Genomic DNA, 24,790 nt, shown 5'->3' on the forward strand with positions numbered 1-24,790 from the left:
GGAAGGACTGGCATGCATCTCCTGAAGGCCCAGGGACAGCCGATCGGCGACGGCGCGGAGGCGGTCGATCTCGACCTGTCCCCCGCCGACATCGTCGTGGTCTCCGCGGCCGACACGGAGATCGCCGGGCTCGCCCGCGCGCAGGCCGCCCTCGGACCGGACGCGCCGAGCCTCAGGCTCGCAAGCCTGCAGAAGCTGCGCCACAACATGTCGGTCGACCTGTTTCTCGAGCGAACCGTCGCGCGTTCGAAGCTGCTGGTCCTGCGTCTGCTCGGCGGAGCGGCCTACTGGCCCTATGGCGTCGAGGAAAGCGTGCGGATCGCGAAGCGTCATGGCGTGACGCTCGCCGTGATGCCCGGCTGCGGCAACGCAGACCCCGACCTTCTCGCCCGCTCGACGGCGCCGCTCGACGAAGTCGATCGGCTGTGGCGGACGCTCGTCGAAGGCGGCCCCGACAACCTCGCCGCCGCGCTGCGGACGTGCCACGGCTGGCTTGACGGCTCCCCGATCGCCGAAGAGCCCCGGACGGTGCCCGCCGCCGGTCTCTATTGGCCCGGGATCGTCGCCCCTTCGCTCGACGAGGTTCGAGCGCTCTGGCCGGAAAGCGCGCCTGTCGCGCCGATCGTGTTCTATCGCGCGCAGTTTCAGGCCGGCGACGTCGCCCCCATAGACGCCCTCGCCGCGGCGCTCACGGAGCGCGGCGTCGCCGCTCTACCGATCTACGTCTCGTCGCTGAAGGACGCCGCGGCGGCGGCGTTCGTGCGGGAGACCTTCGCCGCCGTCCGGCCGGACGTCGTGCTGAACGCGACCGCCTTCGCGGTGTCCAAGCCGGGCGCCGCGTGGACGGCGACGCCTCTGGATTCCACCGACGCGCCGGTGCTCCAGGTGGTGTTCGCCGGCATGGACCGCGCCACGTGGGAGGCCTCTCCGCGCGGCCTCGGGGCGCGCGACCTCGCGATGGCCGTCTCGCTGCCGGAGATCGACGGCCGGATCATGAGCCGCGCCGTCGCCTTCAAGACCGCGGGCCGTTTCGACCCAGCGACCGAGACCGAGGTGGTGTCGTTCGAGCCGGTTCCGGACAGGATCGCCTTCGTCGCCGACCTCGCCGCCAACTGGGCGCGGCTGCGACGCACGGCGCCGGCCGACCGCAAGGTGGCGCTGATCCTCGCCAACTACCCGACCGGCGCCGCGCGTCTCGCCAACGGCGTCGGCCTCGACACGCCGGCGAGCACGGCGGTCATCCTCGACGCGCTGCGCGAGGCGGGCTACGCCGCCGACGGCGCGCCAACGGCCGGCGCAGACGTCGTCAGCCAGATGACAGCCGCGCTGGAGCGTTCGCGCGGCCCGACGACGCCGAGCGACGCGCGTCGTCATGCGGCCCGCCCGGAGGGGCCCTGTCGGGCGTCGAGCTCCGCGCCGCGCATGGATGGTCCGGTCACGCCGGACCATGACGAGCCTTCACACCCGCCGGCGACGCTTCCCCTCGCCGCCTATCTGCGCTTTCTCGACGGGCTTCCCGAGGGGCCGCGGGAACGGATTCTCGCGCGCTGGGGCGATCCGTCCTCCGACCCGACCTTCGATCCCGCCGCGGGCGCTTTCCGCCTCGCGCTCCGTCGCTATGGCGACCTCGTCCTGGGGGTCCAGCCCTCGCGCGGCTTCGACGTCGACCCGAAGGCCGCGCATCACGATCCCGACCTGCCCCCGCCGCACGGCCACCTCGCCTTCTATGTCTGGCTGCGGGAGATCTTCGGCGCCCATGCCATCGTTCATGTCGGCAAGCACGGCAATCTCGAATGGCTGCCGGGCAAGGCGCTGGCGCTGTCGGAGACGTGTTTTCCCGAGATCGCGCTCGGCCCCCTGCCCCACATCTATCCCTTCATCGTCAACGACCCCGGCGAGGGCGCCGCCGCCAAACGGCGGGCGGCCGCCGTCATCATCGACCACCTGACGCCGCCGCTCGCCCGAGCCGAAGACTCGGCGGCGCTCCGCGAGGTCGAGACGCTCGTCGACGAATATGCGGAGGCGCAGGGGCTGGATCCCCGCCGCGCGAAGGCGCTCGCGAAGGACATTCTGGCCTGCGCCGCCGATGTCGGCCTCGACAGGGATTGCGGCTTCTCGATCGCCGACGATCCTGACGAGGCGCTGACCAAGCTCGACGCGTTCCTCTGCGAGGTGAAGGAGCTCCAGGTCCGCAATGGCCTGCATGTCTTCGGCCGTTCGCCTGTCGGCGCGAAGCGGGCCGAACTTCTCGTCGCCCTCGCCCGCTGTCCCCGGGGGCCCAGGCCGGAGGACGCCTCTCTCACGCGCGCGCTTGCGGCCGATCTCGGGCTGGAGGGCTTCGACCCGCTGGCGGCGGACTTCGCGGCGCCGTGGCGCGGGCCGAAGCCGGAGGCGCTGGCGGCCCTGTCCGCCGACGCCTGGCGGACGGCGGGCGATACGCTTGAGCGGATCGAGGCGCTGGCGCTCCGGCTGGTCTTGGATGCGGCCCCTTCGGCCGCCTCCGGCCGCCCCGCGACGAACGCGCCGGATATCGAGACCTCACGCGCCGGCGCCGTTCTCCGGGAGATCGCGACGGTCATCGGTCCGCGCGTCGACGCCTCAGGCGCCGCTGAGATCGCCGGCCTCCTCACCGCGCTCGACGGACGATTCGTGCCGCCCGGGCCGTCCGGCGCCCCGACCCGAGGGCGGCTCGACGCGCTGCCGACGGGCCGGAACTTCTTTGCGCTCGACCCCCGCTCCGCGCCCACCGAAGCGGCGTGGCGGCTAGGGCGCACCGCGGCCGACGTGCTCTGCCGACGCCATTTCCAGGACCATGGAGAGTGGCCGCGAAGGCTCGCGATCTCCGCCTGGGGCACCGCCAACATGCGCACCGGCGGCGACGACATCGCCCAGGCGCTGGCGCTGATGGGCGTCGCGCCGCAATGGGAGCCGGGCTCCAGCCGCGTGGTCGGGCTGGAGCCGCTGTCGCTTTCCGAGCTGAAGCGCCCCCGCGTGGACGTGCTGTTTCGCATCTCCGGCTTCTTCCGGGACGCCTTCCCGTTCCAGATCGACCTGATCGACGAAGCGACGCGGCTTATTGGAGGCCTCGACGAGGACAACGACGCCAACCCGGTCGCCGCACGACTTCGCGAGGATTTGGGCGCGGGCCGGATCTCGCGCTCGATCTTCGGCGCGCGTCCGGGCGCCTATGGGACCGGCCTCGCGCCCCTCCTGACCGAAGGCGCGTGGGAGTCGCGCGAAGAACTCGCCGACGCCTATCTCGCCGCAAGCGGCTTCGCCTATGCGCAAGGGATCGAGGGCGCCCCCGCCCGCGCAGTTCTCGACCGCCTCGCGCGCGGCGTCGACGGCGTGGTGCAGACCCAGGACGCGCGCGAATACGACCTGCTCGACAGCGACGACGTCCACGAGTTCGCCGGCGGGTTGTCCGCGGCGGTCGAAAAGCTCTCCGGCGCGGCGCCCGCGATCTACCATCTCGACACCTCGCGCGTGGAGACGCCTGTCGTGCGCACGCTGTCGGAAGAGATCGCGCTCGTCGTGCGGGCGCGCGCCGCCAACCCCAAATGGATCGCGGCGATGCGCGAGCACGGCCACAAGGGCGCGGCCGAGATGCTCGCGACCGTGACCAACCTGTCCGGCTTCGCCGCCACGACGGACGCCGTCGGCAGCCACCAGTTCGACGCCCTTTACGACGCCTATCTCGGAGACGCCGAGACCCGCGGCTTCATCGCCGACGCCAATCCCCACGGATTGGCCGCGATGGCGAAGGCGTTCCTGGACGCCGAGCGTCGCGGGTTCTGGCGCCCGAAGAGCAACAGCGCCCACGACCTGCTCACGGCGCTTACACGGGAGGCCGCTGAATGACGACCGGAACCGACGACGTCCGCTACGCCGAGAAGATGAAGAAGCGCAAGGAGCATCAGGACAAGATCGTCGCCGAGCGGCAGTCCGAAAAAGGCCTGCTGATTGTCCACACCGGCAAGGGCAAGGGCAAGTCGACGGCCGCCTTCGGCATGGCGATGCGCGCGATCGCGCACGGCATGAAGGTCGGGGTCGTGCAATTCGTGAAAGGCCCCTGGGAGTCCGGCGAGCGCGACCTGCTCCGCAGATTCCCTGAAAGCGTGGAGATACACGCCATGGGGGAAGGCTTCACCTGGGAGACGCAGGACCGCGCCCGCGACATCCGCGCGGCGGAGGAAGCCTGGGCGATGTCGAAGAAGTTCATCGCCGACCCGGACGTGAAGCTGGTCGTGCTCGACGAACTTAACATCGTGCTGCGCTACGATTATCTCGACCTGCAAGAGGTGCTCGCGGCGATCGCGGCGCGGCCGGCGGACTGCCACGTCGTCGTCACCGGCCGAAACGCCAAGGACGAGATGATCGAGATCGCCGACCTCGTCACCGAGATGACCCAGATCAAGCACCCGTTCCGGGACGGGGTGAAGGCGCAGGCCGGCATCGAGTTCTGACGAGCCCCGTCGTCCCAGGCATTTGAGCACGGCGCCGCCCTCCGTGCTTCGAGACGCCCGGCTGCGCCGGGCTCCTGAGCATGAGATCGGTTTCCGATCGCCAAGCAGAACGGCTCCTGATGCTGAGGAGCCGTCCAAGGGACGGCGTCTCGAAGCACGCAGGACGGAGCCGCCCAGGAAGGCGTTCCCGGTCGCGCGCTCTCAAATTCCGAGGGCGTAGGCCGCGAATCCCACGGCCGCGACGAGCGCCGCATGGACTGCGCAGGCGACCAGCAGCAGCCTCAGCGACGCCGCGACGTCCTCCGGCGTCGCTTCGGTGCGGCCGCCGACGTTCATCCAGGGATCGTCTACGCGAGCGCCCGAATAGACGCGCGGGCCGCCGATCGCGATTCCCAGCGCTCCGGCCATCGCGGCTTCCGGCCAGCCCGCGTTGGGGGAGGCGTGGCGCGCGGCGTCGCGGCGCATGGCGGCGAAGCTCGCGCGCGCCGGACGGCCGCTCAACGCCGCGGCGACCACCATTGCGAGGCCCGACAGGCGGGCTGGAACGAGGTTGACGAGATCGTCGAGCCTCGCCGAGGCCCAGCCGAAGGAGCGGTGGCGTTCGGTCTTGTGCCCGATCATGCTGTCGGCGGTGTTGATCGCCTTGTAGGCGAACAGGCCGGGCAGACCGAACAGGACGCCCCAGAACACCGGCGCGACCACGCCGTCGGAGAAATTCTCGGCGCAGGACTCGATCGCCGCGCGGCTCACGCCCGCCTCGTCGAGGCGCTTGGGGTCGCGGCCCACGATCATCGACACCGCCTGCCGCGCCGCCGCCAACCCGCCGGAGGCGAACGCTTTCCGCACGGCGTCGACATGGACGTAGAGGCTCCGCTGCGCGATCAGGATGGAGGCGATGAGGCCTTCGACGAAGACGCCGTAAGGCAGTTCGGAGAAGGTCCAGGCGAACACCGCCCCGACGAGCGCCGCGCCGACGATCAGCGCGAGCAGAGCGAACACGCCGCGCCGCTTGCGCACGCTTTCGTCGAGCTCGAGCCGATTGAAACGCTGGTCGAGCCAGGCGATCGCCCGACCGGCGACCGCGACGGGGTGGGCCAATCTCCGCCACAGCACGTCCGGGTCGCCGAAGACGGCGTCGAGCGCGAGAGCGATCAGCATGACCGCCGCATGATGCGAAAGATCCAAGGGTCAGAGCGCCTGTTCGAAAGCCGAGATCAGCGCGCTCTCCAGGCGTTCGAACGCCGCGTCGTCGCCGGGAATGCCGAAGCGCAACTGGTTCGGGCGGTTGTCGAAGGCCCGGCACCATATCCCGGCTTCGGCCAGGCTGCGGTGGACCGCCCCCGCGCGCTCGTGTCGGCCGGTGCGGAACAGGCCGCAGCCGCGGAGGCCGGTGAAACCGCCCCGCGCCAGCGCCGCGTCCAGCCGCATGGAATCGGCGACCAGCCGGACGCGCATGCCGGCGGCCCATCCGCCGTCGGCGAGCGCCGCGCGGCCCGCCGCGATCGCCGGACCCGACACGGGCCAGGGGCCGAGTTCGCCGGCGAGCTCCGTCACCATCTCCTCGTCGCCGGCGGCGAAGCCGAGACGGAGGCCGGCCAGGCCATAGAACTTCCCGAACGAGCGCAGCACGACCATGCCGCGGCTTTTCACGCGGTCGCCGAGCGCGATCTCGGGCGTGACGTCCGCGAAGGCCTCGTCGACCACCAGCAGGCCGTCCCGCGCGGCCAGCGTCTCGGCCAGCGCCGCGAGTTCCTCGGGCGGCACGGTGCGCCCAGTCGGGTTGTCCGGATTGACCACCACCACAACCTGGGCCTCTTCGGCCTTCTGGAGCGTGCGCGCTTCGCGGACGACGTGGCCGGCTCGGGCCCAGACATAGGCGTGCTCGCCATAGGTGCGGCCGAGGACCGCGACCTCGCCGCGCACGCGCAGATAGGGCAGAAGCTGGATCATGGCCTGCGCGCCGGGGCCGGCCGCGACGGGAATGTCGGCGCTCCAGCCGTAGGCCGCGCGGGCCACCGCGAGCAGTTCGTCGATCTCCGGTTTTTCCGGAAGCCTCGTGAGGCGTTCCGGGGCGAAGGGCGGAACCGGATAGGCGTGGGGGTTGACGCCCGTCGACAGATCAAGCCAACCCTCGCGCGGTCGGCCGAACGCGGCCTCCCCCGCAGCGAGATCGCCCCCATGCCTCATTCACGCACCTCGCCTGCCACCCGCCTGACCGTCGAGCAGATTTTAGGCGCCGTCAATCGGACGCCCCTGCGGCCCGGCGTCCGAGCCCGGTCCGCCCAAGGGGCGACCGGCGTCGATCGCGAAGTCGGATAGGATTTGCCTCATGACCGGGCGTACGACGCTGACCATCTGCCGGACGTGTCGGCCGGAGGGCGCGCCTTCGGAGGGGGAGCCGCCGGGCGCGGCCCTCGGACGCGCGGCCCATGCGATCGTCGCGCGGCGGGCCCTCGAAGGACGGATCGAGACGCGGGCCATCGCCTGCCTGTCCGCCTGCTCGCGCTCCTGCGCGGCGAGCGTCTCGGCGCCCGGAAAATTCGCCTATGTCATCGGCGGGCTCGACCCTTCCGACGCCGACGCGCTCGTCACCTTCGCGCTGCGTCACGCCGAGGCCGTCGACGGCGTGCCGCCCTGGCGAGAGAGGCCTGAGAAGATCCGCAAGAACACGGTGGCCCGCGTGCCGCCGCCCGGCGCGGAGCATGCTTTGCTCGAGGAGATCGCCGAAGAGATCGCCGTCAATCCTGATCGATGACGTGCAGGAAGGAGCCCGAGACGGAGCCCTGCGCCCGGCCGACTTTCTCGCCGTCCAGCAGGAACAGCGGCGCGCCCTCGCCTTCCCTCGTCACCGTCGCATAGTGGAATTCGTGCGCGCGGCAGCGGGCGCCTGAGGGGCCCAGGGGCCCGTCGGCGGCGAGCGTCGCGTCGCGGTAGCCGAGATGGAGCCGCCGCGCGGCGAAGGACGTCTCCAGCGGCAGCAGACCCAGCATCTCATGGCGCGCGCCGTCCGCGTCCGTCAGGCCTTCGCCCAACGTCATATAGCCGCCGCACTCCCCGTAGATCGCGACGCCCGCCTTGGCGGCCGCCAGCATGCCGGAACGGAACCGCGCCGCTGCGGCCAGCGCGCCGGCGTGAAGCTCGGGATAGCCGCCGGGCAGGAAGACGGCGTCCGAGCCGGCGATCGGGGCCTCGTCCGCGAGCGGCGAGAACTCGTGGATCACAGCGCCCGCGGCGCGCCAACCTTCGAGCATATGCGGATAGGCGAAGCGGAAGGCGACGTCTGAAGCGAGCGCGATCCGTCGGCCGAACGGCGGGACCGCGGGAGCCAGAGCTGCAGCCGTCGGCCGCGGCCGCGTGAAAGGCCGGGCCACGGCCTCAAGCCGCCCGAGATCCACATGCGCCGCGACGAGGCCGGCGGCGGCGGCGAGAAGGGCCGACAGGCCCGCAAGTTCGCCGGCCTGCACGAGGCCGAGATGCCGGGACGGCGTCTTGAGCTCGGCGCTGCGCGGAAGCGCGCCGAAGACCTCGACCCGCGCGGCCGCGCATCCCTGACGCAGCAGCGCCTCGTGGCGGGCGCTGGCGACCCGGTTGAGAATGACGCCCGCCACCTCGACGCCCGGATCGAACCGTAGGAATCCGTCGACCAGCGCGCCCACCGACTGCGCCATGCCTCCGCAATCGACCACGAGCACGACCGGCGCGCCCAAGGTTCGCGTTACGTCGGCCGTGCCGCCGGCGCCTTCGACCCCGGCTTCCGCCGGTCTGTCGAAGAGCCCCATGACGCCCTCGACGACGACGAGATCGGCCCCCGCGCCCGCCCGCGCCGCAAGCGACAGGATCCGATCGCGCCGCATCGCCCAGCCGTCGAGGTTGACGCAAGGACGGCCGCTCGCGGCTTCGTGGAAGCGCGGGTCGATGTAGTCGGGCCCGATCTTGGCGGAGGCGACCGCCCTCCCTGCGTCGCGGAAGGCGCGCAGCAGCCCGAGCGTCAGGATCGTCTTGCCCGAACCGCTCGACGGCGCGGCGACCACGAAGCCTGGCGTCACTCCGCGGGCTCCAGCGTCGCCGCGGCCATGCCGAGCACCGGAGCGAGAGCGACGACGCCGCCCACCACGATCAGCGCAGGCGGCTCGACCCCGGCCACGTCCGCGCCGGCGGCGAGCCTGCCGAGGGTGGTGCGCACGACCTGCTGTCGGGGCGTCGTCGCCTGCGCGACGACGGCCGCCGGCTCGTCCTCGCTCCGCCCTGCGGCGATCAGCTTGCCCGCGATCTCGCGAATGAGCCGAAAGCCCATATAGACCACGAGCACGGGCGAACCCGCGGCCAAAGCGCCCCAGTCGAGCCGGGCGGACAGGCCGCCCGAGGCGTCGTGCGCGGTGATGAAGGTCACGGCCTGATTGACGTCGCGATGGGTGACGGGAATGCCCGCCGCCGCGAGCCCTCCGATGCCGGCGGTCACGCCCGGCGACACCCGAAACGGCGTGCCGGCCGCAACGAGCCCCTGCGCTTCTTCGGCTCCGCGGCCGAAGACGTAAGGGTCGCCGCCCTTGAGCCGGACGACCCGTCGGCCCGTGCGCGCCGCGGCGACCAGGCGAGCCGTGATCTCCGCCTGCTTCGGCGATGGACAACCCGCCCGCTTTCCGACGAAGTTCAGTTCGACGTCGCCGCGCGCCAGCCTCAAAACATCCGCATTCACAAGCGCATCGAAGAACACTGCGTCGGCCTGGGACAGAGCCCACGCGGCCTGAAGGGTCACAAGCCCGGGGTCGCCGGGTCCCGCCCCGACCAGCCACACCATGCCCGCAGGGAACGGCGGCATGGCCTTGGCGATCGCCGGCGGCAGAGCGACGGGGGTCGGAGGGAGCATCCCATGAGGCAGGTTTGTCGACATGCCGCGGACCATGACGATTCGCATGGCGCCGCACAATCCCGCGAGCCGATCGCGTCCGCGGCCGAAAGCGGGGTTGCGGCCCGATGACGCCCTTGAGCCGGCGGTCACGCGCAAAGGGCCCGCGCGTCCTGGTGCTGGGCGGGTCCACCGAGGGCTTCGACGCCGCCGACGCCCTGGTCGCCGCGGGTTATGAGGTCGTCACGTCGTTCGCTGGGCGGACCGCGACTCGGCGGACGCCAGCGGGCTTCGCGCGCGTCGGCGGCTTCGGCGGCGCCTCGGGCATGGCGGTCTATCTCACGATCGAAGACATCGCGGTGGTCGTCGACGCGACGCACCCCTTCGCGAACAAGATCAAGACGAACGCCGAGATCGCCTGCCGCGAGGCCGGAACGCCGCTGATCCACATCGAGCGCCCGCCATGGACGCCGCAGCCGGGCGACGATTGGCGCGTCGTGCCCAATCTGCGCGCCGCGGCCGAAGCCATCCCGGGCGGCGAGCGGCCCTGCTTCCTCACCATCGGGAGGCAGGAGATCCGCCATTTTGCGGGGCGCACCGACATCGAACTGGTGATCCGCACGATCGATCCGCCGGAGACGCCGTTCGACCATCCGCGCGCGAGCTTCATCTTCGACCGCGGCCCCTTCGAGATCGAGGCCGAGCGCGCGCTGTTCGCCGAGCGGCGCTTCGGTTCGCTCGTGACCAAGAACAGCGGCTCGGACGCCGCCGCAGCCAAGCTGACGGTCGCGCGCGATCTCGGGATTCCCGTCGTCATGGTGGAGCGCGCCCGGCGGCCGGAGGGCGTCGCGGTCGCGAGCGTCGACGAAGCCGCGGCCGCCGTCGCCGCCCTGCTCGGCTCCGCCGCGGCGTGATAGGTTCGACCTTCCGCCGCCCGGACCCGCTTCGCCATGCCGCCTTCCGTCCTTCCAGCCGCCGTCCGTGACGTCGACCAGCCCTGGCTCACCGTGATCGGCGTCGGCGAGGACGGGTTCGCGGGATTGTCGGCGGCGGCGCGACAGGTTCTGGCCCGAGCCGAACGCCTGGTCGGAGGCGCCCGCCACCTCGCGCTGATTCCCGACGACTCAGCGCCCGGAGCGCAGCGGCACGCCTGGCCGTCGCCGATGCTGCCCTTCCTCGACGTCGTCGCGAGCTGGCGCGGCGCGGCGGTCGTCGTGCTCGCGAGCGGCGACCCGCTGCTCTACGGCGTCGCCTCCACGCTGCTCTCGCGCATCGACCGCGGCGAGATGGCGGTGCTGCCCTCCGTCTCCGCCTTCCAACTCGCCTGCGCCGCGATGGTCTGGCCGGCGACCGAGACGCGGCTCGTCAGCGCCTGTGGCAGGCCGATCGAAGCGCTGGCGCTTGAACTCTACGACGGGGCGCGCGTCGTTCTTTACTCCGCCGACGGGGCGACGCCCGCCGCCGCGGCCGCGCTGCTCGTCTCGCAGGGGTGCGGCGCCTCCCGCATGACCGTGCTCGAACGTCTCGGATCGCCGGAGGCGCGCAGCGTCAGCCTCGCCGCTCATGACGTCGGCGATCGCCGTTTCGCCCCGCTGAACACCGTGGCGATCGAAATCGTGGCCGGCCCCGCCCATCGGCCTCTGCCGAGGATCGCCGGCCTGCCGGACGATTCGTTCGACCATGACGGCCAGATCACCCGGCGCGAGATCCGCGCGCTCACGCTCGCCCGTCTCGCGCCGACCCCCGGCGCGCTGCTGTGGGACGTCGGAGCCGGCTCGGGCTCCATCGGCATCGAATGGATGCGGGCGGCGCCGGGCGCCCACGCCATAGCGCTGGAGCCGCGCGCCGACCGCGCCGCCCGGATTCGCGCGACCGCGCGGCGCCTTGGCGTTCCCGGGCTCGACCTTCGCGAAGCCCGGGCGCCGGAGGGCCTCGCGGGCCTGCCGCGGCCCGACGCCGTGTTCCTCGGCGGAGGAGCGACCGCGCCCGGCGTCCTGGACATCGCATGGGCCGCGCTGAAGCCTGGCGGACGCCTCGTCGCCAACGCGGTCACGCTGGAGACCGAAGCCGTGCTGCTGAAAGCGCGCGAAGCTCTTGGCGCGGAACTCACCCGGCTGCAGATCGCGCACGCCGATCCCGTGGGCCGCATGACGGGGTGGCGGCCGACCATGCCCGTCACCCAGTTCGTCGCGACCAAACCTCGCTGAGCCTCGGCCATGACCGTCTATTTCATCGGCGCCGGCCCGGGCGACCCCGATTTGATCACCGTGAGGGGCCGCGATCTCATCGCGCGGTGCCCGGTGTGCCTGTATGCGGGTTCGTTGGTGCCGGCCGCCGTGGTCGCCGGCGCGCCGGCAGGTGCCAGGGTCGTGGATACGGCTCCGCTCGCCCTGGAGGACATCGTCGAGGAGATCGAGGCGGCGTCGAGAGCAGATCATGACGTGGCGCGGGTGCATTCCGGCGATCCGTCGATCTACGGCGCGACCGCCGAGCAGTTCGCCGAGCTTCGCGCGCGCGGCATCCCTTACGAGATCGTGCCGGGCGTTCCAGCCTTCGCCGCGGCGGCCGCGCGCCTCGGCGTCGAGCTGACCGTGCCCGGCTTAGCCCAGACCGTCATACTGAGCCGACTCCAAGGGCGCGCGTCCGCCATGCCGCCCAGCGAAACGCTTGAGGCGGTCGCAGCTTCGCGCGGAACGCTCGTCCTGCATCTCGCGGCGCGGCAACTGCCGAGGATCGTCGAGGAGCTCGGACCGCTCTACGGTTTCGACTGCCCGATAGCTGTCGTGGTTCGAGCGACTTGGCCGGACGAGCTCATCCTTCGTGGGACGCTGTCCGACATCGTCGCGATCGCCGCGCCTCACAATGTGGAGCGCACGGCGCTGATCATGATCGGGCGCGCCCTCGCCCCCGACGATGGGTCCCGGAGCGCGCTCTACGGAGCCGAGCACGACCGACATCTTAAGCCGGCGAAATATTAGCCGGCTCTGCCGATCAGCCGTCCCTCACGGTCGACGGCGAGAATCTCGACCTCGACCTCCGCCCCGCGCAAAGCGGCCAGAGCCGTCGCGCGCGCCTTCTCTGCGACCGCGTCGCCGAGGCCTGCGCCGCCGAGGCGCAGCGCCGCGAGACCTGTCGGGGCGACCGAAATCCGCTCGACCAGGTCGGGGTCTGCCCCGCGCTCGGCGGCCAGAGCGGCGAGGAAGCTCTTGTCGACCTGGCTGCGGCCGGAATGGAGATCGAGCGCGCCGGCCGCGAGCTTCGACATCTTCGCGAAGCCGCCCGCGATGGTCAGCTTCGGCACAGGATGCGTACGAAGATATTTGAGCAGCCCGCCCGCGAAATCGCCCATGTCGATCAGCGCGGTGTCGGGCAGGCCATAGAGCGCCTTCAGGGTCTTTTCGGAGGTCGCTCCCACCGCGGCGCCGAGATGGGCGTAGCCGACGGCGCGGGCGACGTCGACGCCGCGGTGGATCGAGTGGATCCAGGCCGAGCAGGAGTAAGGCACGACCACGCCCGTCGTGCCCAGCACCGACAGGCCGCCGACGATGCCGAGCCGCGGATTCCAGGTCCTCAGCGCCAGTTCCGCGCCGCCGCGGATGGAGACTTCGATCTCGACGTCGCCGGCGACCCCGACGGCGGCCGCGACCTCGGCGATCGCCTGCCGCATCATAGCGCGCGGCGCCGGATTGATCGCGGGCTCGCCCGGCGGCAGGGGCAGGCCGGGCATGGTGACCGTGCCGACCCCCTCCCCCGCCTTGAACACGACGCCCGCGCCGGCGCCGAGACGGCGCACGCGCGACATGATCAGGGCGCCGTGGGTCACGTCGGGATCGTCACCCGCGTCCTTCACGATCCCGGCGCGCGCGAAATCCGCCCCGCGCTCGGCGACGGCGAGTGCGAAGGACGGGCGTTCGCCCTTTGGCAGCACGATCTCGACGGGATCGGGGAAGATTCCGGTGACGAGCGCCTCGAACGCCGCCTTCGCCGCGGCCGTCGCGCAGGCGCCCGTGGTCCAGCCGCGGCGCAGCGGGCGCCCGTCGTCCGGCGGAAGGTCCGTGGCGTCATCCATGGCGCTCGACGCTAGCCCGGTTTCGACTCCGGCGCCTCATCGGCGTCGCCCGTCTCGTAGACGCGCGGCGTATACATCCAGTGGCGGCCGTCCGCGCGGGCGAAGACGCGTGTCCGCGACGAGCCGACGACGAGCAGGGTGCGCATGTCGACCGCGTCCTGATCGAGGGCGCCGAGCGTGGTGACGATCAGGCTCTCTCCGTCGCGCCCCACGTTGCGGGCGAGCGCGACCGGCGTTTCGGGCCCGCGATGGCGCGCGACGATCGCGAGCGCATCGGCGAGCTGCTTTCGCCGCGTCTTCGAGGCCGGATTGTAGAGCGCGAGCGCGAAGTCCGCGCCGGCCGCGGCGTCGAGGCGCGCCGCGATCGTCTCCCAGGGCTTCAACTGATCGGACAGCGACAGCACCGCGAAGTCGTGACCGAGCGGAGCGCCGAGGCGGGCGGCCGCCGCCTGCATCGCCGAAATGCCCGGCGCGACCGCGATCGCGACGCTCGGCCAGCGGTGCGGTTCGGCGGCGAGCGCCTCCATGACCGCCGCGGCCATCCCGAAGAACCCGGCCTCCCCCGACGAGACGACCGCGACTTCGCGGCCCTGGCTCGCGAGCGCCAGAGCCGCGCGGGCCCGCTCGATCTCGACGCGGTTGTCCGAGCCGTGGCGGCGCTGGCCGGCGCGCTCCGGCGTCATCGCGAGATAGCCTTCATAGCCGACGAGATCGCTCGCCCGGTCCAGCGCCGCGGCGGCTTCCGGCGACAGCCACCCGCGATAGCCAGGCCCCAAGCCCACCACCGTGACCCGCCCCGGCGCGCGACCGATGAGTTCGGGCATGGCCGGCTTCGCAAAACGGTGCAGACGGAGGCCGGGCTCGCTGTGGACGACATCGCCGTCCTCGACGCGGTACTCGACGATCCGGAGCGGCGTCCCCTGCGCCTCCAGCGCCTCCGTGAAGCCGTGGTGGATCGGGGCGCCCTCCGGCGCGGTGGCGAAGGCGAGCGCCGCCGGCGCGAGGCCCAGCGTCTTGAACGCCGCCTCCATCCGGCCGAGCGTGGCGACGTCCGGCCGGTCGAACTCCGCAACGATGACGCGGGGGTGGTAGAGCAGACCGCCCTCCGGCGGGGAGCCGACCTCCGGCGAGACGCGCAGAACGATGTCGCCGGCCGGATCGATCGGCAGGTCCGAGGCCTCCAGCCACGGCGCGTCGCCCTCGATCCGCGCGGTTCCGCCGGACAGCAGCGTGGACGTCACGCCTTTCGCATGTTCCGGATTGGCGAGGGCGTAGCCCTCCGGCGGCGCCTCCAGCACCACGCGAAACCGCCGCGCGCCCGCGCTGGTGATGGCGGCGGTGACGCCCAGCGCGCTCGCGATCCGGCGGGCCAGCGCGTCGCCGCCGACGAGCCCGCCGAGCAGCGGCACGACGACCTCGCCGTCGTCGCTGACGGCCAGGACGGGCGGTTCGGCGTGCTTGTCCTTGAGCAGCGGCCCCAGCAGGCGGATCAGGATGCCGGCGGCGCACAGGCCGATGACCGGGCGCCCCGCGCGGAACAGCCCGGCGACCGTCGCCGCCGAATCGTCAAACGCGACGTCGAGCCCTTCGACGCGGCCGACAAGGCCGAAGGTTTCGCCGCCGACGGCCTCCGCCACCCGGCGGGCGGTGCTTACGCCTGCGACATTGAAGGCCAGTACGGCTGGGCGGTTCACGGGATCTCTTCGCTCGGGACGACGATGATCGAGAAATAAGGCACGGAGTCCGGATCGACGGCGGCGGCCGGCAGCGTGCGCTGGCCGGTCTGGCTGGCGCGCTCGACATAGAAGGCCCGCTCCAGCGCGCCCGCCGCTTCAAGGGCCTGGCGCACCTTTCGGAAGGTGCGGCCGAGCTTCATGACCACGGCGGCGTCGGCGGCGGCGAGCCGACGCGTCAGCTCCTCCAAGGGCAGCGTTCCGGGGATCACGGTCACCGTGTCCTTCCGCAGGCAGAGCGGCCGGTCGAGCGCGACGGCTCCGGCCATCACGGACGACACGCCGGGCGTCACCGTCGTCTCGTAACGGTCCTTCAGTCGGGCGTGCCAATAGATGAAGGAGCCGTAGAAGAACGGGTCGCCCTCGCACAGCACGCAGACGTTCTTGCCGGCGTCCAGAAGGGCCGCCAGCTCCTCGGCGCTCGCGTCGTAGAAGTCGCGCATGACATGCGGATAGGAGGGAAGGTCGGCCTCGGGGCTGGCCGTCACCGGATAGACCAGCGCCATCAGCTGCTGATCGGCGCGGAGGTGCGGACGGGCGGCGGCGAGCGCCTGACCGTTCCCGGCCTTGGCCGCGGGATAGGCGACGACATGCGCCTCCTGGATCAGGCGCAGCGCCTTTAAGGTGAGGAGCTCGGGATCGCCCGGCCCTACCCCGACGCCGGACAGCTTGCCGGGGGTCATTCGCGTGGGTCCGCGATGGCGTTGATGGCTGCAACCGCCATGGCGCTGCCGCCGCGGCGTCCGCGCAGGGTGAGGTAGGCCGCGCCGCGGGGATCGCGCGCGAGCTCCGCCTTTGACTCGGCGGCGCCGATGAAGCCGACAGGGAGCCCGAGAATCACCGCGGGCTTCGGCCAGCCTTCGTCGAGACGCTCGAGCAGGTGGAACAGCGTGGTCGGCGCATTTCCGACCGCGACCACCGCGCCGTCCAGCCGGTCGCGCCACAGCTCGACCGCAGCCGCCGAACGGGTGGTTCCAAGCTCCGCGGCGAGCGCCGGCGTCCGAGGATCGTCAAGCAGACAGACGACGTCGTTGCGCGCGGGCAGTCGCGCCCGCGTCACGCCTGACGCCACCATCTTGGCGTCGCAGAGGATCGGCGCGCCGTCGCGCAACGCGGCCCGGCCGGCCGACACCACGTCTCCGGAATAGGCGATGTCGGGAGCGAGATCGGTCATTCCGCAGGCGTGTATCATGCGGATGACGACTCCGGCGACGTCCTCCGGCAGACCGTCCAAGGCGGCCTCGGCGCGGATCGTCGCGAAGGAGCGCCGATAGATCTCCGCGCCGTCCCTGATGTAGTCCATCGTCCCCGCCGATCCCCCGCGCGACAGCCTTGTGACGGGGCCTGCTCCGCGTGGCAAGTGTTCCTTTCGCCCGAGCGGGTCAGCGGTCGAAGGCGATCAGCGCGAGCAGCTTCGCCGGATCCGCCGTCGCCGTCGCGCCCACGGCCGGGCCGGGCGCGCGGGGCGCGGCGCGCCGATGGACCGTCCATCCCGGCGCGTCGGAGGAGCCGAGCAGCAGGAGATCGGCGAGAGCCGAGCCCGCGCAGCCCTTGGAGCAGGCGGACAGGTGGACGTGGCGCGGCTCCGCGGGAAGCGCATCGGCGGAGCCGGCGGCGAAGGCGAGCAGCGCGGCGCCCGCGGCCTTGGCCGGTTCGCGCGCCCGCACGCAGCCGGGTGCGCCGGCGCAGGCCGTGACGGTCAGGCGGCGCGCGACGGCGACGGACCCAAATCCTACCGCTTCCGACGCCGCCAGGAGGGGATGGACGTCGGCTTCGGGCACGCCGCGAAGCACCACGGCCCGCCACGGCGCGAGCGCGAGGCTTCCATCGGCGTCGGCGACCCCCGCGAGCCACTCGAGCATCGGCGAGTCGAGCCTCCCAACCGGGACAGGCAGGGCGACGGCGACGTGACCGGCGTCCTGCGTCGGAGCGGCTCCGAAGAAGGCGACGGGGCCCGAGCGGTCGTCTCGCCGATGCGGGAGCGCGTCGTCAGCCTCGTTGGCGATCAGGGCCGTTAGGAGCTCGGGCGGAAGCTCGGCCGCGCGGACGTCCGGACCTGCCTCGGCGGCAGCCCTCGCCACCGCGAGCGCGACGGCGAGCGCGGTTTCCTCGCAGCGCGCGAAGACCTCGGCGCGCGCGAAGCCGATGCTCAGGCCGCCCTCCACGGCCCGGAGGACCACGTCCGACGGCGCGCCCCCGATCGCGGCCCGGCCGCCTCCGTCCAGCGCGAAGCTGAATTTCGGCGAAAGGCCGGCGATCCAGGGCGCGGCTGTCAGCGCAGCTCCGAGCGCGCGCCCGAGCGCTCTGAGATCGCGCCGCTCGGTGGGATCGAGCCCGGACAACGGGTCGAGCAGGATATTGCGTCGGCGGTCGGCCGGGCCGCCCACCATGAGGCCGGTTTCGACCAGCGCCCTCGCAAGCGCGGGGCCGGCGTCCGGCGCGAGGCCGCGGATCTGGAGATTGGCGCGGTTCGTCAGATCGACGACGCCGGAGCCGAGCTCGGCCGAGGCGCGGGCGATCGTCCTCAGCTGTCGCGCGTCAAGCGCGCCGCCCGGCACGCGAAGTCGGGCGAGATGACCGTCGGCCATCGCGGCAAGGTGAAGCACGCCCGGGCAATCCGCCATGGCCCCTCTCCTCGCGCCGTTGTGGTCGGAAGGCAAGCGCTCGAAGGTTCGGAAGGCAAAAGCACGTGCGGCTGGCGATCCGAGCCGATTCTGGAACCTGCGGGACCCGGGTCACGTTATACAGACGAACGGCGGGATTTCTCCCGTTGCGGTTCCGTCCGAACACACGAGGTCATATCATGGCGAATAGAAACACAAGCGGGCTCGCCAGCGATGCAGCCACCCAGCTCGCCGAACTTCGGGACACCATCTCCGATCTCGGCGAGCGCGTAGCCGAACTCGCCTCCGACAGGGCCCGCATGGCTCGGAAGCGTGCGCGTTCGGCGGCCCGCTCGCTTCAGGGCTCGAGCAGCACTCTCTATGACGACGGCGTCGACGCCCTCGGGGCGGCGGGCGACACGGCTGTCTACTACGGCCGTCGCGCGAGCCGCGCGGTCCGCGACAACCCGGGCATGTCCGTGCTGGGCCTTGCGGTGGGCGTGGGCATCATCGCCGCGATCGTCTACGCGGCCCAGGAAGACGACCGCCGCTGGTACGACAAGCGGCGGAGCAGCTGGTTCTGAGCGCCGCCGGAAACATACTCTGAGAAAAGGGCGACGTCGCAAGACGCCGCCCTTTCTCTTGTCCCGCCGAACGAGGCGACGGTCAGTCGATCTGGGCGCCCGAATCCTTGACGATGGGAGCCCACTTGGCGAGCTCCTTCTTGACGTGCTCGCCCAGTTCTTCCGGCGTCGAGCCGACGATGACCGCCGTCGCGTCCGTCAGCTTCTGCTTCACCCCCGGGTCCTTCAGCGCCTCGACGCCGGCGTCGTGCAGCTTGGCGACGATCTCCTTCGGCGTTCCCGCCGGCGCGAACAGCGCGTTCCAGGAATAGGTCTCGTAGCCCGGCAGGGTCTCGGCGATGGCCGGCACGTCGGGCAGGTTCGGAACGCGCTGGGCCGTGGTGACGCCGAGCGCGCGCAGGCGGCCGGCCTTCACGTGCTCGATCGAAGACGGAAGATTGTCGAACTGCATCGGCACCTGCCCCGACAGCACGTCGACCAGCGCCGGTCCCGAGCCCTTGTACGGGATGTGGATCAGGTCGACTCCGGCCATCTTCTTGAACAGCTCGCCCGAGAGGTGCAGTGGCGAGCCGTTGCCCGACGAGGCGTAGGCGTACTTGCCGGGATCCTTCTTCGCCATGTCGATCAGTTCCTGGACCGTCTTGGCCTCGAACTTCGGGTTCACCGTCAGCACGTTGGGCACGTTCACGAGCAGGGTGATGGGCTCGAAGTCCTTCACCGCGTCGTACTGGATCTTCTTGTAGAGCGCGGGGTTGAGCGCGTGGGTCGCGACCGTCGCCATCAGGATCGTGTAGCCGTCGGGCGCTGCCTTCGCGACCGCCGTGGCGCCCAGGCTGCCGCCGGCGCCGCCGCGATTCTCGACGATCACCGACTGCTTGAGAATCTCCGTCATCTTGGCCGCGACGATGCGGGCGACGAGATCGGTCGAGCCGCCCGGCGCGAAGGGCACGATCAGGGTCACCGGCCGGTCGGGATACTCGGCTCTGACGGGTCCCGCGAAGGCCGCGAGCGCGATCACGGCGGCGCCGAGCGCACGCGCTGAGACGGAGAACGATTTGAGCATCAGCGTTTCCTCAAGGACAGCGTGTCTCGCCCTTCGCCGGGCGATGTCGAAAGCCGGCTTTTCGCTGGCCCTAGGAGACTTTGGCATGTGGCGGGGCGAGCGTCGACAGCAAGTCGCGCGCCGTCACGCCCGTGTCAGCGTCCGATCGTTCTGACGTCCTCGGGATCGGGGAAACATGTCGGGGTCCGGCCCTGCTTCGTCTCCCAACGTCCCACCGCGACGCGCGTGCGGAAGCCGACCAGGCCGTCGGCCGTGCCGACGTCGTGGCCCTGCCGTTCAAGCCGCTGCTGCATGGCCGCGATCTCTGCGCGCGCCACGCCCTTCGGCGTCGTCCAGGCCCCGGCGATGGGGCCGCCCCCGGAGAACCGGTCGGCGAGATGTCCGACGAACAGCGCGTACAGGTCCGACTCGTTGTACTCCTTGATCGCATAGAAGTTGGTCGAGACCAGAAACGTCGGTCCAGTGCGCCCGGCCGGGGCCATCAGGTTGAACGACCCCTCTTTCGGCAGCGCGGCGCCGCCTTTCGTCCGAACCCCGAGCTTCGCCCATTCGGCGATCGGCTTCGCCTGATCCGGGCCCTCGACGGTGCAGGGCACGCCCGTCGGCAGGTCGATCTCGACGCCCCAGACCCGACCCGGCGTCCAGCCGTGCCGGCGGAGATAGTTCGCGATCGAGCCCAGCGTGTCCGGCGCGGACGTCCAGATGTCGCGCTTGCCGTCGCCGTCCATGTCGACGGCGTTCTCGAGATATTTGGAGGGTAGAAACTGCGGTTGCCCCATGGCGCCGGCCCAGGAGCTCTTCATCTCCGCGAGCGAGACGTGATCGCCCGCAAGGATCTTCAGCGCCGCGATCAGCTCGGCGAAGAACCGCTCCTTGCGCGCGCCGATGAACGCCTCACTGGCGAGCGCCCGGATGGCCACGTAGCCGATCTTGGCCTTGCCGAAGCGGGACTCGCGGCCCCAGATCGCGACCACGACCCCGCGCGGCACGCCGAAACGGCGCTCGACCTGGTCGAGCGTCTTTCTCCAGCGCTTGAGTTCGGCCTGCCCCTCCCGGGTCAGCGCGGCGAAGTTCGGCTCGGCGACATATTTGCCGGGATCGGCGAACTCCGCCTGTCGCTGCGGGCCCTCGAGCGGGGGCGCGCCCGGCGGGGCGAGATCCGGCAGCGTCCAGTCGAGCGCGACCTCGCGGATGGCGTCGTCGAAGGTCGCTCCCGGAACCCCCGCCTTCAGCGCGGCCGGGCGGACCGTCTCCCGCAGCCAGGCGCGGAAATCGGCCTCGACGCGTGGACGATCCACCGCCGCGGCCGCCGGCGCTGCGAACGCAGCCATGGCGAGACCGACGGCGAGCGCGATCTCCCCCACCCGGCGACGGCCCGCATCCGCCCTCCGCCGCCCGCTCGAAAATCTGCGTTTGAGCTGTGTCATGCGTGCGTCCGAGTCCCTCACTATTTTTAGTCGCGCTCGCGAACCACCGCCGTTCGCCGGCGTTTCATAGTGTCGCTCGTGCACGGCGCTCTTTACGATTCGTTAACGATTGCGGCTCAGCTTCAGAATGCAGCAGTCGCGGAGACTTCTCGATGTCAACGACCGCATTGCGTTACGAGTATCCGCCGGCCGCCCGAACGGTTCACCCGAGCGCGTTGGACAACCGCGCGGCGGAGATGAGCGCGTTTCTTGCGCGTTTCCGTCCCCAGTCCGCCGCCGAAGCCTTGCGTATTCTACGGAACGCCTTTCCCGACGCGCCGCTTGAACTTCGGGTGGCGGCCTGCCGTCTCCCGAGCCGGTGAAAACGACACTGCGGTAGCTACCCGAGGTCCCCGCCCTTCGGCTGCGCCGACGTCGTCGCTCCGTCGCCCGCGACGAGCCGGCGATGGTGGATGATGGCGAACGGCATGGTCGCGAGATAGCCGATCACCACGGTCGCCAGAACGAGCCAGGGATAGCTCACGAGCAGGGCGACGAAGAGGGCCGCCGCGATCAGCGCGGGCGCGACATAGGCGCGGTTGATACGCGCCCCGAGTTGCTTTCCCGACCAGGTCGGCAGCGGGCTCACCATCAGCAGCGCCACGGCGATTACATAGGCGAGCACCAGCGGCGTCCCGATCGGCGTGCGCGGAATGCCGAGAAAATCGAGATAGATCGGCAGAAGCGCGCCAATCGCGCCTGCCGGCGCCGGCACGCCGGTGAAGAACAGGCCGGCCCAGGCGGGCTTGTTCGGATCGTCCAGCGCCACGTTGAACCGGGCGAGCCTGAGCGCGCAGCCGATCGCGAGGATCAGGCCGCCGATCCAGCCGACATGGCCGAGGCCGTTCAGCCCCCAGATATAGAGGATCAGCGCCGGCGCGACGCCGAAATTGACGAAGTCCGTCAGGCTGTCGAGCTCCGCGCCGAAGCGCGAGGTGCCTTTGAGCAGGCGCGCGAGCCGGCCATCGACCCCGTCGAGCGCGGCTGCTGCGACCACGAGATAGACCGCGAGCTCCAGCCTGCCCTCGATCGCCATGCGCACCCCGGTCAGGCCGGCGCAGAGGGCGAGCAGCGTGACGAGATTGGGCAGCAGCAGCCGCAGGGGCACGTTTCTCAGCCGCCGGCGCTTCTGGATCGGTTCGCCCGTCACGCCCGCGTCGCGGTCGAGCAGCGGATCGTCCATCGCGTCACCCTCGCGTGAAGCTGCGGCCGTCGGCCGGCGCGGCGAGGTCGGCGATCACGGTCTCGCCGGCGACCGTGCGCTGCCCGACGCCAACGAGCGGCGTCGCGCCTGCCGGCAGGTAATGATCGACGCGGCTTCCGAACCGGATGAGGCCGAAACGCTCCCCAGCGCCGAGCGTGTCCTGCTCGCGGACGAAGCAGACGATCCGGCGCGCGACGAGACCCGCGATCTGCACCACGCCGATCCGTCCATGCGCGCTCTCGACCACAAGCCCGTTGCGCTCGTTGTCGGCGCTCGCCTTATCAAGGTCGGCGTTCAGAAACTTGCCGGCGGTGTAGGCGATCTTGACCACGCGGCCGGCGACGGGCGAGCGGTTCACATGCACGTCGAACACGTTCATGAACACGGCGACGCGCGGCAGGGGCGAGACCCCGAGCCCGAGCTCCGGCGGGGGCGTCGCCTGGCTGACGTCGCAGACGACGCCGTCGGCGCCGCTCACCACCAGCCCGTCGCGAGTCGGCGTGACGCGGTCGGGGTTTCGGAAGAACAGCGCGCACCAGATGGTCGCGGCCGTCCCGATCCAGCCCAGCGGCTGCCAGATCAGGAACAGGATGACCGCGATGATCGCAAAGACCGCAATGAACTTGCGGCCTTCGGGATGGATCGGGACCATCGCCTTGCGGATGGATGCGGATATGTCATCGAGCGCCATGCGACGTGGTCTTTACGCGATCGGGGCGCCCAATCCAAGGGCGGCCGCGCGTCGTCACTCGGCGGCGTCGCGCGGCCCGTCCCCTTCAGCGTGACGGTCGTCCTCGAGCAGCAGGTCGTCGGACGGCTCGTCGCGGCCGTCTTCGCCGATGCGCGCCAGCGTCTCGCGCGCTTGGTCCGCCTGTCGCTGCCGGTTCCAGAGACTGGCGTACAGCCCGTTCCGCGCGAGCAGCTCCGTATGGGTCCCCCGCTCGACGATCTCGCCGGCCTCGAGCACGAGAATGTCATCGGCGTCGACGATGGTCGACAGCCGATGGGCGATCACCAGCGTGGTGCGGCCGCGCGACACCCGCTCCAGAGCGTCCTGGATGTCCTTCTCGGTCGCGCTGTCGAGCGCGGAGGTGGCCTCGTCGAGAATCAGGATCGGCGGACCCTTGAGGATGGTCCGCGCGATCGCGACGCGCTGCTTCTCGCCGCCGGACAATTTCAGGCCGCGCTCGCCCACCTCGGTGTCGTAGCCCTTCGGAAGCAGCTGGATGAAGCCGTCGATCTGGGCGAGCTCGGCCGCCGCCTCCACCTCCGCGTCGCTCGCGTCCCAGCGGCCGTAGCGGATGTTGTAGCGGACCGTGTCGTTGAACAGCACCGTGTCCTGCGGGACCATGCCGACGGCGTCCCGAAGCGAGACCTGCGTGACGTCTCGGATGTCCTGCCCGTCGATCGTGATGCGGCCGGACTGAACGTCGTAGAATCGGAACATCAGCCGGGAGATCGTCGACTTCCCCGCGCCCGACGGGCCGACGATCGCGACCCTCTTTCCGGCCGGCGCCTCGAAGCTGACCTTCTTCAGGATCGGCCGCTCGGGATCGTAGGAAAAGTCGACGTTCTCGAAGCGCACGGCGCCGGCCGTCACTCGAAGCGGGGCGGCGCCGGGCCGGTCGTCGATCTCGGGCTCCTGGCCGAGCAGCCGGAACATCGCCTCGAGGTCGGCCACCGCCTGTTTGATCTCGCGATAGACGAAGCCCATGAAGTTCAGCGGAACGTAGAGCTGCACCATCATGGCGTTGATCAGCACGAAGTCGCCGATCGTGTTGCGGCCAGCGCGGATGTCGGCGACGGCCATCGCCATGCAGATCGTAAGGCCGCCGGTGAAGATCAGCGCCTGCCCGGCGTTGAGCCACGCGAGCGAGGTGTAGGCGCGAATGGACGCCTTCTCGTAGCCCGCCATCGAACGGTCGTAGCGTTCCGCCTCGCGCGCCTCGTTGCCGAAATACTTCACCGTCTCGTAGTTCAGCAGGCTGTCGATCGCCTTGGAGCTCGCGTCGGTGTCGTTGTCGTTCAGCACGCGGCGGAACGCGATCCGGCGCTCGGTCTGGCCATAGGTGAAGGCGAGGTAGACGACGACCATGGCGGCCACCACGGCCGAGTAGCGCCAGTCGAACTGGTAGGCGAGCACGCCGAGCACGAGCGCGAGTTCGAGGATCGTCGGCGCCACGGTCAGGAGCGCGGTGCGCGTCAGCGTCTCGATGGCGAGCCGGCCACGGTCGACGACGCGGCTGACGGCGCCCGTGCGCCGTCCGAGATGGAAGCGCAGGCTCAGCCGGTGCATGTGGCGGAACACGGCGAGCGACAGCCGCCGGACCGCGTGCAGCACGACCGGAGCTGTGATGCCGTCCCGCGTCTGCGCGAAGGCGACCATCAGGACCCGGCCGAGCCCATAGGCGAGAACCATGGCGATCGGCGCGGCCAGCGCGGCGGCCCGCCACTCCTCGAACAGCCCCTCGCCCGCAGGCGCCGCAGTCTCGCCCTTTGCGATCAGCGTCAGCGCGTCCGTGGCCCATTTGAAGCCATAGGGCACGAGCACCGTCACGAGCTTCGTCGCGACCAGGAGGACGATCGCGATCGCGATGCGGCGCTTCAGGTCGGGCCGGTCGCCGGGCCACATGAAGGGGCGCATCCGCCGCATCGTGCGGAAGAAGGCGAAACCGCCCGCGGTCATCTCGTCGGGACCGCCGTCGCGGCGGCGCTTCACCACGGCGCGCAGCCGGCTGGTTTCGCGGACAGGCGGC

General features: G+C 71.2%; 21 protein-coding genes. 7 read left to right on the plus strand and 14 right to left on the minus strand.

Features of this window, described 5'->3' with window-relative positions; genetic code table 11:
• The first annotated feature begins 12 nt into the window (after positions 1-12).
• Positions 13-3,861, plus strand: a complete 3,849-nt coding sequence (gene cobN, locus ACO2RJ_RS05810; protein WP_423267043.1) for a cobaltochelatase subunit CobN — start codon at positions 13-15, stop codon at positions 3,859-3,861.
• Complete coding sequence (cobO, locus tag ACO2RJ_RS05815; RefSeq protein WP_423267044.1) at positions 3,858-4,466, plus strand: cob(I)yrinic acid a,c-diamide adenosyltransferase; 609 nt, start codon at positions 3,858-3,860, stop codon at positions 4,464-4,466. The genes cobN and cobO overlap by 4 nt, the downstream gene beginning before the upstream one ends.
• Positions 4,467-4,667: 201 nt before the next feature.
• Here cobO and cbiB read toward each other — a convergent pair whose 3' ends face one another.
• Both cbiB and cobD read right to left on the minus strand, forming a co-directional pair.
• The gene (gene cbiB, locus ACO2RJ_RS05820; protein ID WP_423267045.1) at positions 4,668-5,624 is read right to left on the minus strand and encodes an adenosylcobinamide-phosphate synthase CbiB; all 957 of its coding nucleotides are present in this window, start codon (positions 5,622-5,624) and stop codon (positions 4,668-4,670) included.
• A 30-nt stretch (positions 5,625-5,654) separates the two neighbouring features.
• Complete coding sequence (gene cobD / locus ACO2RJ_RS05825; protein WP_423267046.1) at positions 5,655-6,653, minus strand: threonine-phosphate decarboxylase CobD; 999 nt, start codon at positions 6,651-6,653, stop codon at positions 5,655-5,657.
• Positions 6,654-6,795: 142 nt separating this feature from the next.
• Here cobD and ACO2RJ_RS05830 point away from each other — a divergent pair, with 142 nt between their 5' ends.
• Entirely contained in the window at positions 6,796-7,221 is a 426-nt protein-coding gene (locus ACO2RJ_RS05830; RefSeq protein ID WP_423267047.1) for a DUF1636 family protein, read from the plus strand.
• On the opposite strand, the gene ACO2RJ_RS05835 is transcribed toward ACO2RJ_RS05830, so the two are convergent.
• Positions 7,205-8,512, minus strand: coding sequence for a cobyrinate a,c-diamide synthase (locus ACO2RJ_RS05835; protein WP_423267048.1), 1,308 nt, complete (start codon positions 8,510-8,512; stop codon positions 7,205-7,207). The two genes, ACO2RJ_RS05830 and ACO2RJ_RS05835, sit on opposite strands and share 17 nt — an antisense overlap.
• The gene (cobA, locus tag ACO2RJ_RS05840; RefSeq protein WP_423267049.1) at positions 8,509-9,333 is read right to left on the minus strand and encodes a uroporphyrinogen-III C-methyltransferase; all 825 of its coding nucleotides are present in this window, start codon (positions 9,331-9,333) and stop codon (positions 8,509-8,511) included. Before cobA ends, ACO2RJ_RS05835 begins: the two co-directional genes overlap by 4 nt.
• A 116-nt stretch (positions 9,334-9,449) precedes the next feature.
• Between cobA and ACO2RJ_RS05845 the strand changes: the two genes are divergently transcribed.
• From ACO2RJ_RS05845 to cobM, 3 genes are read left to right on the plus strand one after another with little or no spacing between them, the layout of a single operon-like run.
• Complete coding sequence (locus ACO2RJ_RS05845; RefSeq protein ID WP_423267050.1) at positions 9,450-10,226, plus strand: cobalt-precorrin-6A reductase; 777 nt, start codon at positions 9,450-9,452, stop codon at positions 10,224-10,226.
• Between the two features lie 36 nt (positions 10,227-10,262).
• Positions 10,263-11,519, plus strand: coding sequence for a precorrin-6y C5,15-methyltransferase (decarboxylating) subunit CbiE (cbiE, locus tag ACO2RJ_RS05850; protein WP_423267051.1), 1,257 nt, complete (start codon positions 10,263-10,265; stop codon positions 11,517-11,519).
• Between the two features lie 9 nt (positions 11,520-11,528).
• Complete coding sequence (gene cobM / locus ACO2RJ_RS05855) at positions 11,529-12,290, plus strand: precorrin-4 C(11)-methyltransferase (RefSeq protein ID WP_423267052.1); 762 nt, start codon at positions 11,529-11,531, stop codon at positions 12,288-12,290.
• On the opposite strand, the gene ACO2RJ_RS05860 is transcribed toward cobM, so the two are convergent.
• The 5 genes from ACO2RJ_RS05860 to ACO2RJ_RS05880 all read right to left on the minus strand — a co-directional run bounded on the left by ACO2RJ_RS05860 (position 12,287) and on the right by ACO2RJ_RS05880 (position 17,738).
• Positions 12,287-13,381 carry a cobalt-precorrin-5B (C(1))-methyltransferase gene (locus ACO2RJ_RS05860; protein WP_423267053.1) on the minus strand — a complete coding sequence of 365 codons (1,095 nt, stop codon included), beginning with the start codon at positions 13,379-13,381 and terminating at the stop codon, positions 12,287-12,289. The genes cobM and ACO2RJ_RS05860 overlap by 4 nt on opposite strands.
• 11 nt (positions 13,382-13,392) lie before the next feature.
• Positions 13,393-15,075: a precorrin-3B C(17)-methyltransferase gene (cobJ, locus tag ACO2RJ_RS05865; RefSeq protein WP_423267054.1), complete on the minus strand. Its 1,683-nt coding sequence runs from the start codon at positions 15,073-15,075 to the stop codon at positions 13,393-13,395.
• Positions 15,072-15,797 (minus strand): precorrin-2 C(20)-methyltransferase, encoded by a 726-nt coding sequence (locus ACO2RJ_RS05870; protein WP_423267055.1) that lies wholly within the window; start codon positions 15,795-15,797, stop codon positions 15,072-15,074. The genes cobJ and ACO2RJ_RS05870 overlap by 4 nt, the downstream gene beginning before the upstream one ends.
• Positions 15,794-16,417 carry a precorrin-8X methylmutase gene (locus ACO2RJ_RS05875; RefSeq protein WP_423267056.1) on the minus strand — a complete coding sequence of 208 codons (624 nt, stop codon included), beginning with the start codon at positions 16,415-16,417 and terminating at the stop codon, positions 15,794-15,796. The genes ACO2RJ_RS05870 and ACO2RJ_RS05875 overlap by 4 nt, the downstream gene beginning before the upstream one ends.
• A gap of 79 nt (positions 16,418-16,496) precedes the next feature.
• Positions 16,497-17,738 carry a hypothetical protein gene (locus tag ACO2RJ_RS05880; protein WP_423267057.1) on the minus strand — a complete coding sequence of 414 codons (1,242 nt, stop codon included), beginning with the start codon at positions 17,736-17,738 and terminating at the stop codon, positions 16,497-16,499.
• Between the two features lie 179 nt (positions 17,739-17,917).
• Between ACO2RJ_RS05880 and ACO2RJ_RS05885 the strand changes: the two genes are divergently transcribed.
• Positions 17,918-18,301, plus strand: a complete 384-nt coding sequence (locus ACO2RJ_RS05885; RefSeq protein WP_423267058.1) for a hypothetical protein — start codon at positions 17,918-17,920, stop codon at positions 18,299-18,301.
• Positions 18,302-18,383: 82 nt separating this feature from the next.
• On the opposite strand, the gene ACO2RJ_RS05890 is transcribed toward ACO2RJ_RS05885, so the two are convergent.
• The 5 genes from ACO2RJ_RS05890 to ACO2RJ_RS05910 form a co-directional block, all read right to left on the minus strand.
• The gene (locus tag ACO2RJ_RS05890) at positions 18,384-19,364 is read right to left on the minus strand and encodes a Bug family tripartite tricarboxylate transporter substrate binding protein (RefSeq protein WP_423267059.1); all 981 of its coding nucleotides are present in this window, start codon (positions 19,362-19,364) and stop codon (positions 18,384-18,386) included.
• A 134-nt stretch (positions 19,365-19,498) separates the two neighbouring features.
• Positions 19,499-20,791: a lytic murein transglycosylase gene (locus ACO2RJ_RS05895; RefSeq protein ID WP_423267060.1), complete on the minus strand. Its 1,293-nt coding sequence runs from the start codon at positions 20,789-20,791 to the stop codon at positions 19,499-19,501.
• Between the two features lie 379 nt (positions 20,792-21,170).
• Positions 21,171-22,013, minus strand: coding sequence for a CDP-alcohol phosphatidyltransferase family protein (locus ACO2RJ_RS05900; protein WP_423267061.1), 843 nt, complete (start codon positions 22,011-22,013; stop codon positions 21,171-21,173).
• Positions 22,014-22,017: 4 nt separating this feature from the next.
• Positions 22,018-22,725, minus strand: a complete 708-nt coding sequence (locus ACO2RJ_RS05905) for a phosphatidylserine decarboxylase (protein WP_423267062.1) — start codon at positions 22,723-22,725, stop codon at positions 22,018-22,020.
• A gap of 54 nt (positions 22,726-22,779) precedes the next feature.
• On the minus strand, positions 22,780-24,720 hold the full coding sequence (locus ACO2RJ_RS05910) for an ABCB family ABC transporter ATP-binding protein/permease (RefSeq protein WP_423268914.1): 1,941 nt from the start codon (positions 24,718-24,720) through the stop codon (positions 22,780-22,782).
• Between the last annotated feature and the right edge of the window lie 70 nt (positions 24,721-24,790).

It is taken from the genome of Hansschlegelia sp. KR7-227 (genome assembly GCF_049446035.1).
In the GTDB taxonomy this organism is placed as follows: Bacteria; Pseudomonadota; Alphaproteobacteria; order Rhizobiales; family Methylopilaceae; genus Methylopila.

Excerpts from the sequence above, each read along its gene's own strand:
- cobN (WP_423267043.1), top strand. The coding sequence starts at position 13 with ATGCATCTCCTGAAGGCCCAGGGACAGCCGATCGGCGACGGCGCGGAG.
- cobO (WP_423267044.1), top strand. The coding sequence starts at position 3,858 with ATGACGACCGGAACCGACGACGTCCGCTACGCCGAGAAGATGAAGAAG.
- cbiB (WP_423267045.1), bottom strand. The coding sequence starts at position 5,624 with ATGCTGATCGCTCTCGCGCTCGACGCCGTCTTCGGCGACCCGGACGTG.
- cobD (WP_423267046.1), bottom strand. The coding sequence starts at position 6,653 with ATGAGGCATGGGGGCGATCTCGCTGCGGGGGAGGCCGCGTTCGGCCGA.
- ACO2RJ_RS05830 (WP_423267047.1), top strand. The coding sequence starts at position 6,796 with ATGACCGGGCGTACGACGCTGACCATCTGCCGGACGTGTCGGCCGGAG.
- cobA (WP_423267049.1), bottom strand. The coding sequence starts at position 9,333 with ATGCTCCCTCCGACCCCCGTCGCTCTGCCGCCGGCGATCGCCAAGGCC.
- cbiE (WP_423267051.1), top strand. The coding sequence starts at position 10,263 with ATGCCGCCTTCCGTCCTTCCAGCCGCCGTCCGTGACGTCGACCAGCCC.
- cobM (WP_423267052.1), top strand. The coding sequence starts at position 11,529 with ATGACCGTCTATTTCATCGGCGCCGGCCCGGGCGACCCCGATTTGATC.
- ACO2RJ_RS05860 (WP_423267053.1), bottom strand. The coding sequence starts at position 13,381 with ATGGATGACGCCACGGACCTTCCGCCGGACGACGGGCGCCCGCTGCGC.
- ACO2RJ_RS05870 (WP_423267055.1), bottom strand. The coding sequence starts at position 15,797 with ATGACCCCCGGCAAGCTGTCCGGCGTCGGGGTAGGGCCGGGCGATCCC.
- ACO2RJ_RS05875 (WP_423267056.1), bottom strand. The coding sequence starts at position 16,417 with ATGGACTACATCAGGGACGGCGCGGAGATCTATCGGCGCTCCTTCGCG.
- ACO2RJ_RS05880 (WP_423267057.1), bottom strand. The coding sequence starts at position 17,738 with ATGGCGGATTGCCCGGGCGTGCTTCACCTTGCCGCGATGGCCGACGGT.
- ACO2RJ_RS05885 (WP_423267058.1), top strand. The coding sequence starts at position 17,918 with ATGGCGAATAGAAACACAAGCGGGCTCGCCAGCGATGCAGCCACCCAG.
- ACO2RJ_RS05890 (WP_423267059.1), bottom strand. The coding sequence starts at position 19,364 with ATGCTCAAATCGTTCTCCGTCTCAGCGCGTGCGCTCGGCGCCGCCGTG.
- ACO2RJ_RS05895 (WP_423267060.1), bottom strand. The coding sequence starts at position 20,791 with ATGACACAGCTCAAACGCAGATTTTCGAGCGGGCGGCGGAGGGCGGAT.
- ACO2RJ_RS05900 (WP_423267061.1), bottom strand. The coding sequence starts at position 22,013 with ATGGACGATCCGCTGCTCGACCGCGACGCGGGCGTGACGGGCGAACCG.
- ACO2RJ_RS05905 (WP_423267062.1), bottom strand. The coding sequence starts at position 22,725 with ATGGCGCTCGATGACATATCCGCATCCATCCGCAAGGCGATGGTCCCG.
- ACO2RJ_RS05910 (WP_423268914.1), bottom strand. The coding sequence starts at position 24,720 with ATGACCGCGGGCGGTTTCGCCTTCTTCCGCACGATGCGGCGGATGCGC.